The sequence below is a fragment of the Streptomyces sp. NPDC028308 genome (assembly GCF_055565855.1).
Window position 1 is genome coordinate 597,567 of sequence record NZ_JBVHTO010000001.1, and the last position, 15,211, is coordinate 612,777.

Annotated in this window: 11 protein-coding genes; 6 read left to right on the forward strand and 5 right to left on the reverse strand. The window is 74.0% G+C overall.

Going from position 1 to position 15,211, the window contains the following annotated elements; translation table 11 throughout:
* Positions 1 to 30: 30 nt before the first annotated feature.
* The gene (locus tag ACZ4VA_RS02485) at positions 31 to 1,104 is read right to left on the reverse strand and encodes a M4 family metallopeptidase (RefSeq protein WP_356168749.1); all 1,074 of its coding nucleotides are present in this window, start codon (positions 1,102 to 1,104) and stop codon (positions 31 to 33) included.
* A 320-nt stretch (positions 1,105 to 1,424) separates the two neighbouring features.
* Between ACZ4VA_RS02485 and leuA the strand changes: the two genes are divergently transcribed.
* The 6 genes from leuA to ACZ4VA_RS02515 all read left to right on the forward strand — a co-directional run bounded on the left by leuA (position 1,425) and on the right by ACZ4VA_RS02515 (position 9,872).
* Positions 1,425 to 3,155 carry a 2-isopropylmalate synthase gene (gene leuA / locus ACZ4VA_RS02490; RefSeq protein ID WP_356168746.1) on the forward strand — a complete coding sequence of 577 codons (1,731 nt, stop codon included), beginning with the start codon at positions 1,425 to 1,427 and terminating at the stop codon, positions 3,153 to 3,155.
* A gap of 175 nt (positions 3,156 to 3,330) precedes the next feature.
* Positions 3,331 to 4,035 carry a TerB family tellurite resistance protein gene (locus ACZ4VA_RS02495; protein ID WP_355790688.1) on the forward strand — a complete coding sequence of 235 codons (705 nt, stop codon included), beginning with the start codon at positions 3,331 to 3,333 and terminating at the stop codon, positions 4,033 to 4,035.
* 168 nt (positions 4,036 to 4,203) lie between these two features.
* Entirely contained in the window at positions 4,204 to 6,294 is a 2,091-nt protein-coding gene (locus ACZ4VA_RS02500) for an MMPL family transporter (protein ID WP_468079358.1), read from the forward strand.
* A gap of 241 nt (positions 6,295 to 6,535) precedes the next feature.
* The gene (locus ACZ4VA_RS02505) at positions 6,536 to 7,870 is read left to right on the forward strand and encodes a sensor histidine kinase (RefSeq protein ID WP_468079630.1); all 1,335 of its coding nucleotides are present in this window, start codon (positions 6,536 to 6,538) and stop codon (positions 7,868 to 7,870) included.
* Positions 7,867 to 8,532: a response regulator transcription factor gene (locus ACZ4VA_RS02510; protein WP_355790455.1), complete on the forward strand. Its 666-nt coding sequence runs from the start codon at positions 7,867 to 7,869 to the stop codon at positions 8,530 to 8,532. The genes ACZ4VA_RS02505 and ACZ4VA_RS02510 overlap by 4 nt, the downstream gene beginning before the upstream one ends.
* A 119-nt stretch (positions 8,533 to 8,651) precedes the next feature.
* Positions 8,652 to 9,872, forward strand: a complete 1,221-nt coding sequence (locus tag ACZ4VA_RS02515) for a sialidase family protein (protein WP_468079360.1) — start codon at positions 8,652 to 8,654, stop codon at positions 9,870 to 9,872.
* 247 nt (positions 9,873 to 10,119) lie between these two features.
* Here the strand turns inward: ACZ4VA_RS02515 and ACZ4VA_RS02520 are convergent, their stop codons facing one another.
* The 4 genes from ACZ4VA_RS02520 to ACZ4VA_RS02535 all read right to left on the reverse strand — a co-directional run bounded on the left by ACZ4VA_RS02520 (position 10,120) and on the right by ACZ4VA_RS02535 (position 15,209).
* Positions 10,120 to 11,055, reverse strand: a complete 936-nt coding sequence (locus ACZ4VA_RS02520; RefSeq protein ID WP_355790449.1) for a dihydrodipicolinate synthase family protein — start codon at positions 11,053 to 11,055, stop codon at positions 10,120 to 10,122.
* A gap of 9 nt (positions 11,056 to 11,064) precedes the next feature.
* Positions 11,065 to 12,150, reverse strand: coding sequence for an oligopeptide/dipeptide ABC transporter ATP-binding protein (locus ACZ4VA_RS02525; RefSeq protein ID WP_388903717.1), 1,086 nt, complete (start codon positions 12,148 to 12,150; stop codon positions 11,065 to 11,067).
* Positions 12,151 to 12,217: 67 nt separating this feature from the next.
* Positions 12,218 to 14,206 (reverse strand): dipeptide/oligopeptide/nickel ABC transporter permease/ATP-binding protein, encoded by a 1,989-nt coding sequence (locus tag ACZ4VA_RS02530; protein ID WP_468079362.1) that lies wholly within the window; start codon positions 14,204 to 14,206, stop codon positions 12,218 to 12,220.
* Between the two features lie 40 nt (positions 14,207 to 14,246).
* A complete protein-coding gene (locus ACZ4VA_RS02535) occupies positions 14,247 to 15,209 on the reverse strand; it encodes an ABC transporter permease (RefSeq protein ID WP_389389503.1) in 963 nt (320 codons plus the stop codon).
* Between the last annotated feature and the right edge of the window lie 2 nt (positions 15,210 to 15,211).

Below are 15,211 nucleotides of genomic sequence, written 5' to 3' on the forward strand. Positions count from 1 at the left end.
TCTAGTACGAAAGCTCCCGGCGGGCCACGGTCACAGGGTCCTGACCCCGACCTGCTCCCAGGCCTTGAGCACGGCCTGGAGCTCCTCGCCGTCCCCGAAGCGGGCGCGCGCGGCGGCGACGGTCAGTGTCGCGAAGTCGGCGAACAGGGCGTCCTGCCGGAGTTCCCCGCCGGTCAGGACGTCGTACCAGACCTGTCCCGCACGCTCCCAGGCGTGCCCGCCGAGGGCGGTCGCCGCGAGGTAGAACGCGTGGTTGGGGATGCCGGAGTTGATGTGCACGCCGCCGTTGTCGCGGCCGGTGCGGACGAAGCCGTCCATCGTCGCGGGCTGCGGGTCCTTGCCGAGCACGTCGTCGTCGTACGCCGTGCCGGGCTCCTTCATGGAGCGCAGCGCCCGGCCGGTGACGCGGGGGGCGAGCAGGCCCGCGCCGATCAGCCAGTCGGCCTCGGCGGCCGTCTGCCCGAGCGTGTACTGCTTGATGAGCGAGCCGAAGACGTCCGACATCGACTCGTTCAGGGCGCCCGGCTGGCCGAAGTACGTGAGGTTCGCCGTGTACTGGGTGACGCCGTGGGTCAGCTCGTGGCCGATGACGTCGACCGGGATGGTGAAGTCGAGGAAGATCTCCCCGTCACCGTCGCCGAACACCATCCGCTCGCCGTTCCAGAAGGCGTTGTTGTAGTCCCGGTCGAAGTGCACCGTGGCGTCCAGGGGCAGGCCCTCGCCGTTGATCGAGTCGCGGGCGTACGCCTGGAGGTAGAGGTCGAAGGTGGCGCCGAGGCCCGCGTACGCGCGGTTGACCGTGGCGTCCCGGCCGGGCTCCTCGCCCTCGCTCCGCACCTTGTGGCCGGGCAGGTCCTGGTGGTGGCGGGCGTCGTGGACCGTCCGGTGCGGCCTGCCGCTCTCCGCCTCGCGGGGCGTGGCCGGCGCCGGGGCGCCGAGGACCGTGGTCAGCCGGCGGTGGGTGCGCTCCAGGGCGTCGCGCTCCAGGGTGCGGCGCGCGGGTCCGGCGAGCGCGGGGTCCTCGTGCCGGGCGAGGGTGTCGAGGACGTGGGGCGGCACGATGGTGCAGAAGACAGGCTCGAAGCCTGCTGGAGTGGCGGTCATGTCGGCACCCTTGCACTGCGTCACATGACTGTCACCACCTGCAACCATAATTGGTGAAAATGGGGCGATAAGGAACCTCCGCGTCCACTCCGACGTAGTATGGCGCACTGTTTGTCCCGTATGACCGGCCGGTCCCGCATACTGATACACGCCCCCGCACGCAGCGGGGCTCGGCTAGGCTGCGGAGCATCATGCGTTTCGAGCTGCTTCTCCTTAGCTGCCGCGGCGAGGGCCTGTAGTCGAGGCCGACCCCCTCCCCGCGGAGTCTGGCGTTGCGCCGTCGGCCGTCCTACCGGACACCTTCGAGGAGCCCTCGCATCATGCCGAACCGCCAGCAGCCCACCGCCATGCCGGTCCACAAGTACCGCCCGTACGACCAGGTCGACATCCCCGACCGCACGTGGCCGGACAACCGGATCACCGTCGCCCCCCGCTGGCTCTCCACCGACCTGCGTGACGGCAACCAGGCGCTGATCGACCCCATGTCGCCCGCCCGCAAGCGCGAGATGTTCGACCTGCTGGTGAAGATGGGCTACAAGGAGATCGAGGTCGGCTTCCCCGCCTCCGGGCAGACGGACTTCGATTTCGTCCGTTCGATCATCGAGGACGAGACCGCGATCCCCGACGACGTGACCATCTCCGTACTGACCCAGGCCCGCGAGGACCTGATCGAGCGGACCGTGGAGTCCCTGGTCGGCGCCAAGCGGGCCACCGTCCACCTCTACAACGCGACGGCGCCCGTCTTCCGCCGGGTCGTCTTCCGCGGCTCCCGGGACGACATCAAGCAGATCGCCGTCGACGGCACCCGGCTGGTCGTCGAGTACGCCGAGAAGCTGCTGGACGAGCGCACGGCGTTCGGCTACCAGTACAGCCCCGAGATCTTCACCGACACCGAGCTGGACTTCGCCCTGGAGGTCTGCGAGGCCGTCATGGACGTCTGGCAGCCCGGCCCGGACCGCGAGATCATCCTCAACCTGCCCGCCACCGTGGAGCGTTCGACCCCGTCCACGCACGCGGACCGCTTCGAGTGGATGAGCCGCAACCTGTCCCGCCGCGAGTACGTCTGCCTGTCGGTCCACCCGCACAACGACCGGGGTACGGCGGTCGCGGCGGCCGAGCTGGCGCTGATGGCCGGCGCCGACCGCATCGAGGGCTGCCTGTTCGGCCAGGGCGAGCGCACCGGCAACGTCGACCTGGTCACCCTCGGCATGAACCTGTTCTCGCAGGGCGTCGACCCGCAGATCGACTTCTCGCAGATCGACGAGATCCGCCGCACCGCCGAGTACTGCAACCAGATGGAGGTGCACGCCCGCCACCCGTACGTCGGCGACCTCGTCTACACCTCCTTCTCCGGCTCCCACCAGGACGCCATCAAGAAGGGCTTCGACGCCATGGAGGCCGACGCGGCCGCCAGGGGCGTCACCGTCGACGACATCGAGTGGGCGGTCCCGTACCTGCCGATCGACCCGAAGGACGTCGGTCGCTCCTACGAGGCCGTCATCCGGGTCAACTCGCAGTCCGGCAAGGGCGGTATCGCGTACGTCCTGAAGAACGACCACAAGCTGGACCTGCCGCGCCGGATGCAGATCGAGTTCTCGAAGATCATCCAGGCCAAGACGGACGCCGAGGGCGGCGAGGTCACCCCGAAGGACATCTGGTCGATCTTCCAGGACGAGTACCTGCCCAACCCCGAGAACCCCTGGGGCCGCATCCAGGTCAAGACCGGCCAGACCACCACGGACAAGGACGGCGTGGACACCCTCACCGTCGAGGCCTCGGTGGACGGCGTCGACACCGTCCTGACCGGCACCGGCAACGGCCCCATCTCCGCCTTCTTCGACGCCCTGCAGTCCATCGGCATCGACGTGCGCCTGCTGGACTACACCGAGCACACGATGAGCGAGGGTGCCTCCGCGCAGGCCGCCTCGTACATCGAGTGCGCGATCGACGGCAAGGTCATGTGGGGAATCGGCATCGACGCGAATACGACACGTGCCTCGCTGAAGGCCGTGGTCTCCGCCGTCAACCGCACGGCCCGCCGATCCGCCTGACCGGCACTTTCCGGGGCCCCTTCCGTCCGTCAGGGCGGCGGGGGCCCCGTCGTTTACCGGCCATTCCGGGACCGGGTCACGGAGAGGTCTCGCCCGGGGTACTGACTCCGCAGTCACAATGTGGCTAACATCACGCCAACGCGGCGATGTTGCCGCGCGGTTACGGAGGTGCGACGTGCTGCCAGGATGGGGACGAGACGACCGTTCTGTCCGCGTAGGTCGTGTGTCCCGCGTTCTCGGCATCCGCACCGCGTGGACCGCCGTCGGCGACGGCGAGTTCTTCTGCCCCGGCTGCGGAGGCGACCGCAACTACCAGCGGCTGACCGGTCGCCGCCGCTTCACCCTCCTCGGCGTCCCGCTCCTCGCCCGCGGCGAGACCGGCCCCGTCGTCGAATGCGCCGCCTGCGCGGGCCACTTCGGCGCCGACGTCCTCGACCACCCCACCACGACCCGCTTCTCGGCGATGCTCCGCGACGCCGTCCACACGGTCGCGCTCGCCGTCCTCGCCGCGGGCGGCACCTGCTCCCGCGCCGCCCTGGAGACCGCCGCCGCCGCGGTGCGCGCCGCCGGCTTCGACGACTGCACCGAGGAGCAGCTGAACGCCCTCGTGGAGGCCCTCGCAGCCGACACCGGCCGCCTCTTCGGCGAACCGTGCGGGGCCGGCCTGGCCATAGAGCTGCACGAGGCCCTGGACCCGCTGGCACCGCACCTGGCCGGCGTCGGCAGGGAGGCCGTCCTGTTCCAGGGCGCCCGTATCGCCCTGGCCGACGGGCCCTACACCCCGGCCGAGCGCGACGTCCTCGCGACGGTGGGCGCGGCGCTCACGATCTGCTCGGACGACGTGACCCGGCTGCTGGCGGCGGCCCGCACACCGTCGTAGGCCACGGCGCGGACGTGCTCCGGCGCGGTACTCCCCCGGGAGTAGTCCGGCCGCACCGTCACCCGGCGCAGTAGCCCCGAACTCGCCCTCCGGCGCGACGCGTACGACGTCGCGCGACGGGAGTCTGGTGCGTGTCCAGACATCCGTCCAGGAGGGGAGGACCCCGGCATGGGGCCCGGAAAGACAACCACGCGTGAGCGTCGCAGAGCCGTGCCCTGGGCGCTGCTCGGGCTCTGGGTGGCCGTACTGGCCGCCGTCGCGCCGTTCGCGGCGAAGCTGGCGGACGTGCAGCACGACCGGATCGTGGACTACCTGCCGGCGAACGCCGACTCCACCCAGGTCGCGAGGATCCAGGACCGGATGCCGGGCGGCGAGGCGACCGAGCTGGTGCTGGTGTACCACCGCGACGGCGGGCTGACCGCCGCCGACCGGGCGACCGCGGACCGGCAGGTCGCCGAGGTCGCCGGACGCCACGAGCTGACCGGCGACCCGGCGGCGGTCCCCTCCAGGGACGGCACCACCCTCATGTACCCGGTCTCCTCCACCGAGCCCGGCCAGGACGAGGACCTGCGGGACGCGCTGGTCGACGACGTGCGCCGGATCACGCACGGCGAGGGCGGTCTCGGCGTCGAGGTCGGCGGCCCCGGCGCGCTGAACACCGACGCCGCCCAGGTGTACGACTCCCTCGGCGGCCCGCTGCTCTACACCACCGTCGGCGTCGTCGCCGTCCTGCTGATCCTCATCTACCGCAGCCCCTTCCTGTGGCTCGTGCCGCTCGTCGTCGCGGGCGTCGCGGACTACCTGTCGACGGGCGTCGCCTACGGGCTCCACGAGGCCTTCGGGACCACCGTCTCCGGGCAGAGCTCGGGCGTGATGACCATCCTCGTCTTCGGCGCCGGCACCGACTACGCCCTGCTGATCGTGGCCCGCTACCGCGAGGAACTCCGGCGCTTCGAGCGGCCGTACGACGCGATGCGGGCCGCGCTGCGCGGCTGCGGCCCCGCCGTCCTCGCCTCGTCCGGGACCGTGGCCGCCGGACTGCTGTGCCTGCTCGCCGCCGACCTGAACAGCAGCCGGGGCATGGGCCCCCTGGGCACGGTCGGCGTGCTGTGCGCCCTGGTCGCCATGCTGACTCTGCTGCCCGCCGTGCTCGTCCTGCTCGGCCGCCGGGTGTTCTGGCCGCTGGTCCCGGCGTACGGGAGCGAACCGGTGCGGCGGCGCGGCCTCTTCACGGCGATGGGGACCTCCGCCGGGCGGCGGCCCCTCGTCGTCCTCGCGGGCGGGGCCGTGCTGCTCGGCGCGCTCGCCCTCGGCGCCCTGAACCTGCCCGGCCCGCTCAAGCAGCAGGACGCCTTCGTCGACAAGCCCGAGTCGGTGGCCGCGATGGAGACCCTCGCCGCGGCCTACCCCGAGCGGGGCACCCAGCCCCTCACCGTGATCACCCCGGCCGGGGAGGCGGACGCCACCCTCAGCGCCGCGCGGGCCCAGCGGGGAGTCGCCGGCGCCGAGCGGGGCCGCACGGCGGACGGCTGGACGGAGATCACGGTGACCGCGCGGGACGCCCCGCAGTCCCCGGGCGAGACACGGACCATCGAGGCGCTGCGCGAGGCACTCGACGGCTCGTACGTCGGCGGGCCCAGCGCCCAGCAGATCGACCTGGAGGACACCAACGCCCGCGACCGGCTCGTCGTCGTCCCGATCGTCCTGCTCTCGGTACTGCTCATCCTCGTCGTGCTGCTGCGCAGCCTGGTCGCGCCGCTGCTGCTGGTGGTCGCGGTGGTCGCGGTGTGGGGCGCGGCGCTCGGCATCGGGGGCCTGGTGTTCGGGCCGCTGCTCGGCTTCGAGGGGACCGACCCCGGCCTCGGACTGCTCTCCTTCGTGTTCCTGGTCGCCCTCGGCGTCGACTACGGCATCTTCCTGATGCACCGGATGCGGGAGGAGTCGCTCGCGGGCGCCGAACCCACCGCCGCCGCGCTGACCGCGCTGCGGACCACCGGCGCGGTCATCGCCTCCGCCGGGCTGGTTCTCGCCGCGACGTTCGCGGTGCTCACGAACATGGGCCTGGTGCAGCTCGTCGAGCTGGGCTTCGTGATCTCGGTCGGGGTGCTGCTCGACACCTTCCTGGTGCGGACGTACCTCGTCACCAGCGCCAGTGTCGCGCTGCGGCGCCGGATGTGGTGGCCGGGCCGGCTGTCGCGGGAACCGGAGCCGCCGGCCCCGCCGGAGCGGCAGGAGAAGGCACCGGCGGCCGTCGGCTGAGACCGCACCCGGCCCGGCCGCCCCGCCCCGGACGTGTCGGGCGGGGACCGGCCGGGCCCCTGCCGTCCCGTCCCGGGCGCCCCCGCCTCCCGCGCGGGGCGCCCCCTACCGGAGGATGAACCTCGTGCAGGCAACCAGCGCGGACACGGCGGACACGGCCGCGGGCGGACGTCCGCCCGCCGCGACGGGCGGCCACGTGTGGGCGCGGGGCGCCGCGCTCGTACGGACCGGCATCGGACGCATGGCCGGCGGCGCCTCGCCGCGGTCGCCGCGCGCCGACCCCTGGGGCGCCGCCGCCCTCGCCGTCCTCGCGGTGGTGATCGGCTCCACCTTCGGCGGCGGACGCCATCCCGACGCGCTCGGCTGGTCCCTGCTGCTCTGCGGCCACGTGCCGCTGGCCTGGCGCCGCCGCCGGCCGCTGCGCGCCCTGCTCGGCGTGATCGCGTTCCTCGGCCCGTACCACGCCCTCGACTACAACCACACCGCCGCCACCGGGCCCGTCATGGTGGCGCTCTACACGACCGCCACGCTGAGCCCGCCGCGCCGGACCCTGCTGATCGGCGGCGGCCTCATCACCCTGGTGCTCGGCGTGAACGCGGCGGTGCCCCCGCACCAGGTCCTGGAGGTCCTGCGGATCACCGGCTGGGTCGTCGCCGTCCTGCTGCTCGGCGGCTACGTCCGCGTGCACCGCCAGTACGTCGCCTCGGTCGTCGAGCGCGCCGAACGGGCCGAGCGCACCCGGGAGGAGGAGGCCCGCCGCCGGGTCGCCGAGGAGCGGCTGCGCGTCGCCCGGGACCTGCACGACCTGCTCGCGCACAGCATCACGCTGATCGGCGTGCAGACGTCCGTCGCCGCCCACGTGCTGGCCGCCGACCCCGGCCGGCTGGACCGGGCGGCCGTCGCCCGCGCACTCGACGACATCGCCGAGACCTGCCGGGCCGCCCGCGGGGAGCTGCGCGGCACCCTGGAGGTGCTGCGCGAGACCGGCCACCCGCCGGACGACGGCGACGGACGCGGGCCGCTGCCGAACCTGGACGGGCTGGCGGACCTGGTGTCGGCGGCCAGGACCGCGGGCGCGGCCGTCCGCGCCGAGGTCGGCGTGCGGTCCGGGGAGGTGCCGTCCGCCGTGGGCGCCGCCGCCTACCGGATCGTCCAGGAGGCCCTGACCAACGCGGTACGGCACGCGGGACCCGGCGTGGCCGTCCGGGTGGCCCTGAGCGCGGAGGCGGGGGAGCTGCGGGTGACGGTCACGGACGACGGCGGCACGGCGGACGACGCCCGGCGGACCGGCGCGGACGGGGCGGGGACCCCAGCCGTCCCCGGGTTCGGGCTGTTGGGCATGCGGGAGCGGGCCCGGAGCGTGGGCGGCACGGTGGAGGCGGGGACGCGGGCGGCCGGCGGGTTCGAGGTCGCGGCCGTGCTGCCGCTGGGCGACGGGGGAGCGGTGCCCCGACCGACGCCGGGCGGGGGAGCGGTGCCCGGACCGGAGCTGAGCAGTGGGGGAGCGGTGCCCGGACCGGCGGGGCCGGCGGGGGCCGCGGTGCCTGGGCAGTCGCGGGACGGGTGGCTCCGATGACCATCCGGGTGCTGCTCGCCGACGACCAGACCCTCGTACGGGCCGCGTTCGCCATGCTCGTCGAATCGGCGCCGGACATGGAGGTCGTGGCGCAGGCCGGCACGGGCCGGGAGGCGCTGGAGCTGGCCCGCCACGCCCGCGCCGACGTGGTCGTCATGGACGTCCGCATGCCCGACCTCGACGGCATCGAGGCGACCCGGCTGATCGCCGCCGACGAGGACCTGGCCGGGGTTCGGGTGCTGGTCCTCACCACCTACGACACCGACGAGCACATCGTGGCGGCCCTGCGCGCGGGGGCCTCCGGCTTCCTGGTGAAGGACACCAGACCGGCCGACCTCCTCGACGCCGTCCGCACCGTGGCCGCCGGTGACGCCCTGCTCTCGCCCGGCCCGACCGCCCGGCTGATCGCGCGGTTCCTGCGCAGCCCCTCGGCGCCCGTGGCGCACGGCGGTCCGGAGTGCCTGTCGGAGCGCGAGCGCGGGGTCCTCGCCCTGGTGGCGCGCGGACTGAACAACACCGAGATCGCCGAATCGCTCGGCCTGAGCCCGCTCACCGCGAAGACCCACGTCAGCCGCATCATGGGCAAGCTGGGCGCCCGCGACCGGGCCCAGCTGGTGATCGTGGCGTACGAGTCGGGACTGGTCACACCCGGCGCCCCGTGAGCCGACGCCCCGTCAACACGCCGTACATACGCGGGTGTTGCCGCACCCCCCGCGGCGCAGTAGTTTCGCCCGGGTCCGGACATCCCACGTCCCACCTCCGCCGCAGCCCCGGGAGCGTCATGAGCCGCACGAGCCGTACGACCGTCCCGGCCGCGGCCGCCGGGCTCCTCACCGCCCTCGCGGTCACCTGCGTGGGCACCCAGGCCGCGTCCGCCGCCCCGGCGGCACACCGGGGCTGCGTCTCGTCCGTGCCGTACACCGCGGGCCGGGACGGCTACGACACCTACCGCATCCCGGCCGCCCTCAGGACCCCGGCGGGCACGGTGCTGGCCTTCGCCGAGGGCAGACGCGACGGCGCCGGCGACACCGGCAGCATCGACGTCGTCCTCAGGCGCTCCTTCGACGGCGGCTGCACGTGGGGGCCGCTGCGGGTCGTCGCGGCCGGTGACGGCGACACCCGGGGCAACCCGGCGCCGGTGACCGACCCGCGGACGGGCCGGACCGTGCTCGTCACCTCGTACAACGGCGGCAGGGTGACCGAGGCGCAGATCATGCGCGGCGAGGTGGCGCCCGAGGACGGCCGCCGCGTCTTCGTGCAGACCAGCCGCGACGACGGGCGGCACTTCACGGCCCCGCGGGACATCACGGCGCAGGTGAAACGGCCGGACTGGCGGTGGTACGCGACGGGGCCGGGGCACGCCGTGGCCCTGACCCGCGGGCCGCACGCGGGACGCCTGGTGGTCGCCTCCAACCACTCCGCCGCGCCGCCCGAGGGCTCCGGCGACACCGGCCAGGAGCCCAGGTACTACGGGGCCCACGCGATCTACAGCGACGACGGCGGCCTCAGCTGGCGGCTCGGTTTCGTCGACGACTCCTACGACGGGCAGGACAACGCCAACGAGAGCAGCGCCGCCGAACTGGACGACGGGCGGCTCTACTTCAGCGCCCGGGACCAGAACGGCGCGAGCGCGGGCAACCGGCTGGACACCTACTCCGGCGACGGCGCCCGGACCCTGGAGCGGCCGTACGCCGTGCAGCAAACCCTGGACGACGTGCCGGTCGTGCAGGGCAGCGTTCTCCAGCCGCGCGGGACACGGGCACCGCTCCTCTTCTCCGGTCCCTCCGTCCCGAACGCCCGCCAGGCGATGGCCCTCTGGCGCAGCACCGACGCCGGGGCCACCTTCGTCCGGGCGGCGACGCTCTCGCAGCGCCGGGCCGCGTACTCCGACCTCGTGCAGCTCGGCGCCGAGAGGATCGGCGTCCTGTACGAGACCGGGACGGCGGGACCGTACGAGACGATCGAGTTCCGCAGGGTACGGCTGGCGGAACTGGGCGGTTAGCCCTCCGGGGCGCGGGGCGGGGTGGGACGGCAGAGGGCCGATGCCACCTCGCCCGGCAGGCTGGGTCCGGTGACGGCGACGGGCGGGGCGACGACCGCGCGCGACCGTCGGGAACCCTGCCCGCAGCCACGGCAGCCACGGCAGCCACGGCAGCCACGGCAGCCACGGCAGCCACGGCAGCCACGGCAGCCACGGCAGCCACCGCAGCCACCGCAGCCACGGCAGCCACCGCAGCCCTCGTGGGCCCCTACAACAGCCCCGCCGCCGCCAGGTACTTGCCCACCCGTTCCACCTCGTCCTCCGAGAGCGGCACCTGGGGCTCCGCCGTGAGCGGGCACGCGATGACGCCCCGGAGGTGCAGCGCGGCCTTGAAGGCGCCGAGCGCGGACGAGCCGGCCCCCATCCGCGCGGGGTCGCCCACGCCCACCATCCCGAACAGCGCGCACAACCGCTCCTGTTCGGCCCGGGCGCCCGCCCAGTCCCCCTCCCGGCAGAGCCGGTCCAGCCGCACGTAACCGGCCGGGTCCACGTTCCCGAGCCCGGGCACCACCCCGTCGGCCCCCATCGCCAGCGCGGAGTCGGCGATCAGCTCGGAACCGGTCAGGACGCTGAAGCCGGCGAGGTCGGGGCGGGCGCGGGCCCCCAGGACGACGGAGCGGAAGGCGCCGAGGTCGCCGCTGGAGTCCTTCAGCCCGGACAGCGTCCCGTCCGCGGCGAGTTCGAGGACCAGCTCGGCGGACAGCTTGCTGTGGACGCCGACCGGCAGGTCGTAGGCGAGGACGGGGACCGGTGAGCGCGCCGCGAGGAGCCGGTAGTGGCGGGCGATCTCGGCGGGGTGGGTGCGGGCGTAGTAGGGCGCGGTGGTGACGACCGCGTCCGCGCCGGCGGCGGTGACGGCGGCGACGTGGTCCAGGACGCGCGGGGTCGTCATGTCGATCGCCCCCGCGAGGACCGGGAGCTGTCCCGCGACGTGCCCGGCCACGGTCTCCACCACCAGCCTGCGCCGGGCGTCCGTCAGGTACGCCGCCTCCGAGGTGGAGCCGAGGACGAACAGCGCGTGCACCCCCGCCGTCACCAGATGGTCCACCAGCGCGACGAGCGAGGGGACGTCCACCTCGCCGTCCGGTGTCAGGGGGGTGCAGACGGGCGGTACGACACCGGTCAGCGGGGCGGGGATCGACATCGGTGCTCCCTAGGGCTGGTGCTGGGCCGGGACGACACCGGCCGGGGCGGTCGCCGAGGCCGCCGCGGCCTGCGCCACCAGGTCCCGCGTCGTCTGGCTCTCCTCCACAGGATGGTGGCAGCGGAAGCGGTGCCGGGGCGAGGACGCGTCCGCGAAGTCGGGCATCAGCGCGGCGCAGACGTCGTCGGCCTTCCAGCAGCGGGTGCGGAACGGGCAGCCGCTGGGCGGCCGGGTCGCCGAGGGGACCGGCCCGGCCAGCGGAATCGGGTCGATGGGGTCCAGCAGGCCGGGTGTGGCGGAGAAGAGGGCGCGGGTGTACGGGTGCCGGGCGCCCTCGGTGACCTCACCGGCCGGGGACTCCTCGACGATTCGGCCCAGGTACATGGTGACGACCCGGTCGCTCATCCTGCGTACCGTCTGGATGTCGTGCGAGACGAAGACCAGCGCCAGACCGAGCCGTTCCTTCAGGTCCAGCAGGAGGTTGAGGATCTGGGCGCGTACGGAGACGTCCAGCGCGCTGGTCGGCTCGTCGGCGACCACCAGCTCGGGGTCGAGCGCCAGGGCCCGCGCGATCGCCACGCGCTGGCGCTGGCCGCCGGACAGCTGCCCCGGCAGACCGTCGGCCAGGGCGTCCGGCAGACCGACCAGTGACATCAACTCCCGTACGCGCTCCTCCCGTTGGGCCGGTGTGCCGCGCCGGTGCACGTCGAGCGGGTCGCGCAGGATCCGCCGGACGGTCAGCCTGCGGTTCAGGGCGGTCGACGGGTCCTGGAAGATCATTCCGGTCGTGCTGCCGACGGCCAGGCGCCGTTCGGCCGGTCTCATCGACCACAGGTCGCGGTCCCGGAAGGACACCGTGCCCGCGGTCGGCCGCTCCACCCCCACCAGCACCTTGGCGAGCGTCGACTTGCCGCAGCCGGACTCGCCGACCACGCCGACCGTCTCGCCGGGGGCGACGACGAGGTCGGCGCCGGTCAGCGCGTACACCCGGTCGCGGGTGAACAGGCCGCCGCTGCGCGCCCGGTGGACGACGTGGGCGCCGGAGAGGGTGACGAGCGGGGGCGTGTCCGCGGTCGTGGGGGCGGGGATCGTCATGGGCCGGCCTCGCTTCCGCGGGTGTCCTCGTGTCCGGCGGCGGTACCGCCGTTCCCGGTCGGGGCGTTCATGTGACGGCCTCGCTCCCCGTGGCGGCCGCGGTTCCCGGGGCCAGCTCGACCGCGGGGTGGTGGCAGGCCGCCGTGTGGGCGGGCCCGCCCCGCAGCACCGGCGTCGTGGTCCGGCAGACGCCGGTCGCCACTGGGCAGCGGTCAGCGAACCGGCAGCCCGCCGGGAAGTCGGCCGGGGAGGGGACCACCCCCTTGATCTGCGTCATCCGCACCGCCGCCGACTCCAGCGACAGCACGCTGCCCAGCAGGCCCCGCGTGTAGTGGTGGGCGGGCGCCTCCACCAGGTCCGCGGTCACCCCCGTCTCCACGATCCGGCCGCCGTACATCACCACCACCCGGTCGGTGACGTCCGCGACGAGCGCGAGGTCGTGCGAGACGAGGAGCAGGGCGAAGCCGAGCTCCGCGCGCAGGCGCAGCAGCAGTTCGATGATCTGCGCCTGGACCGTCACGTCCAGCGCGGTGGTCGGCTCGTCGGCGACGATCAGCCGGGGGCCGCGCGAGAGGGCCATGGCGATCAGCACGCGCTGCCGCTGGCCTCCCGACAGCTCGTGCGGGTAACTGCGCAGCGTGCGGCCGGGATCGAGGCCGACCAGCGCCAGCAGTTCGGCGGGGGACCGGTCGCCGCCCCTGCGGACGACCTGCCGGAGCTGGGCGCGGATCGTCATCGCCGGGTTCAGCGAGGACAGCGCGTCCTGGTAGACCATCGCCATCTCGTGGCCGAGCAGCCGGCGCCGTACGCGCATCGGTTCGCCGACGAGCTGCCGCCCGTCGAAGCGCACCCGGCCGCGGACGCGCGCGCCCTTCGGTTCCAGGCCCATCACCGCGAGCGATGTCAGCGACTTGCCGCAGCCCGACTCGCCGACCAGGCCCAGCACCTCCCCGGGACGGACGTCGAAGCTGACGCCGTCGACGATGTCCACCCCGCCGTGCCGGCCGTCGAAGCCGACGGCGAGGTCCTCCACGGACAGGACGGGCCGGCCGGCGGGCAGCGGGCGGGCCCGGGGGCGCAGGCGCCGTGCGGCCTCGCTGAGCCCCGGCAGCGCGACGACCTCGCCGCTGCCCGGCCGCGGGGCCTGGAGGGGGTCCGCGTCCGCGCGCGCCGCCGCCTCGCGGGCGGCCGGCGCGGCCCAGGCGTCGGAGACACCCTCGGACAGGATGTTCAGCGACAGCACGGTGAGCAGCATCAGCAGCCCGGGGAAGACGGTCGCCCACCAGCCGCCGGTCAGCACCATGTTCTTGCCGTCCGCGATGACGCTGCCCCAGGACGGGTCCGGCGGCCGTACGCCCGCGCCGATGAACGACAGCGACGCCTCGAAGACGACCGCCTCGGCGACCTGCACGGTGCAGAACACCAGCACGGGAGCGGCGCAGTTGACGGCCACGTGCCGGAGCACGATGTGCGGGGTGCGGGCGCCGATGACCCGTTCCGCGGTGACGTAGTCCTCGCCGTACTGGTCGAGGACGTTCGCCCGGACCACGCGGGCCACCGGCGGGGTGAACAGGAAGGCGATCGCACAGATCAGCACGGTGATGCCGCCGCCGAACACGGCGACCAGGACCGCGGCGAGCGCGATGCCGGGGAAGGCCATCACCACGTCCAGACAGCGCATCAGCGTCTCGTCCACCGCCTTGCGGGAGGTCGCCGCGACCGCGCCGAGGAGCGCCCCCGCGACCAGGGCCAGCACGGTGGCGCCGAGCCCGATGGCGAGGGACCAACGGGCTCCGTACATCAGGCGGCTGAGGATGTCGCGGCCGAGGCTGTCCTGGCCCATCCAGTGCGCGCCGGACGGGTGGCCGGTGCCGTCCACCGGGGTCTGCTGGTCGAGCGGGTCGTCTGGGGCGAGCAGCGGGGCGAGGACCGCGACCAGCACGACCACGGACAGGAAGCCCACCGCGGCCTTCGACAGCGGCGGCAGCCGGCGCGGGCCGCGCAGCCGGACGCCGGGACGGGAGAGCGCCTCGGTCAGACGCGCGCGCGTGGTCACCGGACCGCCTCCCCGGCCGCCGCGCCGGGAGCCGCGGGCGTCACCGGGCCGCGTCCCGCAGACGCGGGTTGACCAGCAGGTAGAGGATGTCGATGGCGAGGTTCACGACGACGAAGCCGGTGGCCGTCGTCAGGACGACCCCCTGGACGACCGCCGGATCGCCGTTCTTCACCGCGTCGATCATCAGTTTCCCCATCCCGGGTAGGGAGAAGATCGTCTCGATGACGACCGCCCCGCCGAGCAGGTACCCGACCCGCAGGCCCAGTACGGTCAGTGGGTTGATCAGGGCGTTGCGCAGGACGTTCCGGCCGACGACCACGACCGGCGGCAGCCCGCTCCCGACGGCCGTGCGCACGTAGTCCTTGTCGAGCTCCTCGACCACGGCGGTGCGCACGATCCGGGTGAGCTGGGCGGCGACCGGCAGCGACAGCGCGAAGGCCGGCAGGGTCATGGTCTCCAGCCAGCCGCCCACCGAGTCACCGGGGTTGACGTAGCCGCCGGTCGGAAACCAGCCCCGCTCGACCGCGAGGTACTGGATCATCAGCAGCGCCAGCCAGAAGCCGGGGGCCGCGACGCCGGTGAGCGAGACGAGCCGGATGACCTGGTCGGGCAGCCGGTCCCGGTGGATGGCGGCGGTGACCCCGCCGAGCAGCGCGAGGACCACCGCGATGCCGAGCCCGAGGAAGGTCAGCTGGAGGGTGAGCGGCAGCGCGGTGGTCACCTGGTCGACGACGGGGGCGCGGGTCAGCGCGCTGGTGCCGAGGTCGCCGTGCAGCAGGTCGCCGACGAAGTGGACGTAGCGCACCGGGAAGGGGTCGAGCAGGCCGTTCTCCTCCCGGAAGTCGTGCAGTTGCTCCTCGGTAGGGTTGGCGCCCTGGAAGAACGCGGACGCCGGATCGACGTCGGAGAACCGCATCACCAGGAACACGAAGAGCACGATGCCCAGCATCAGCGGCACCAGCAGGGCGATACGGCGGACCAGGATCCGGACGACGGTGACCACGC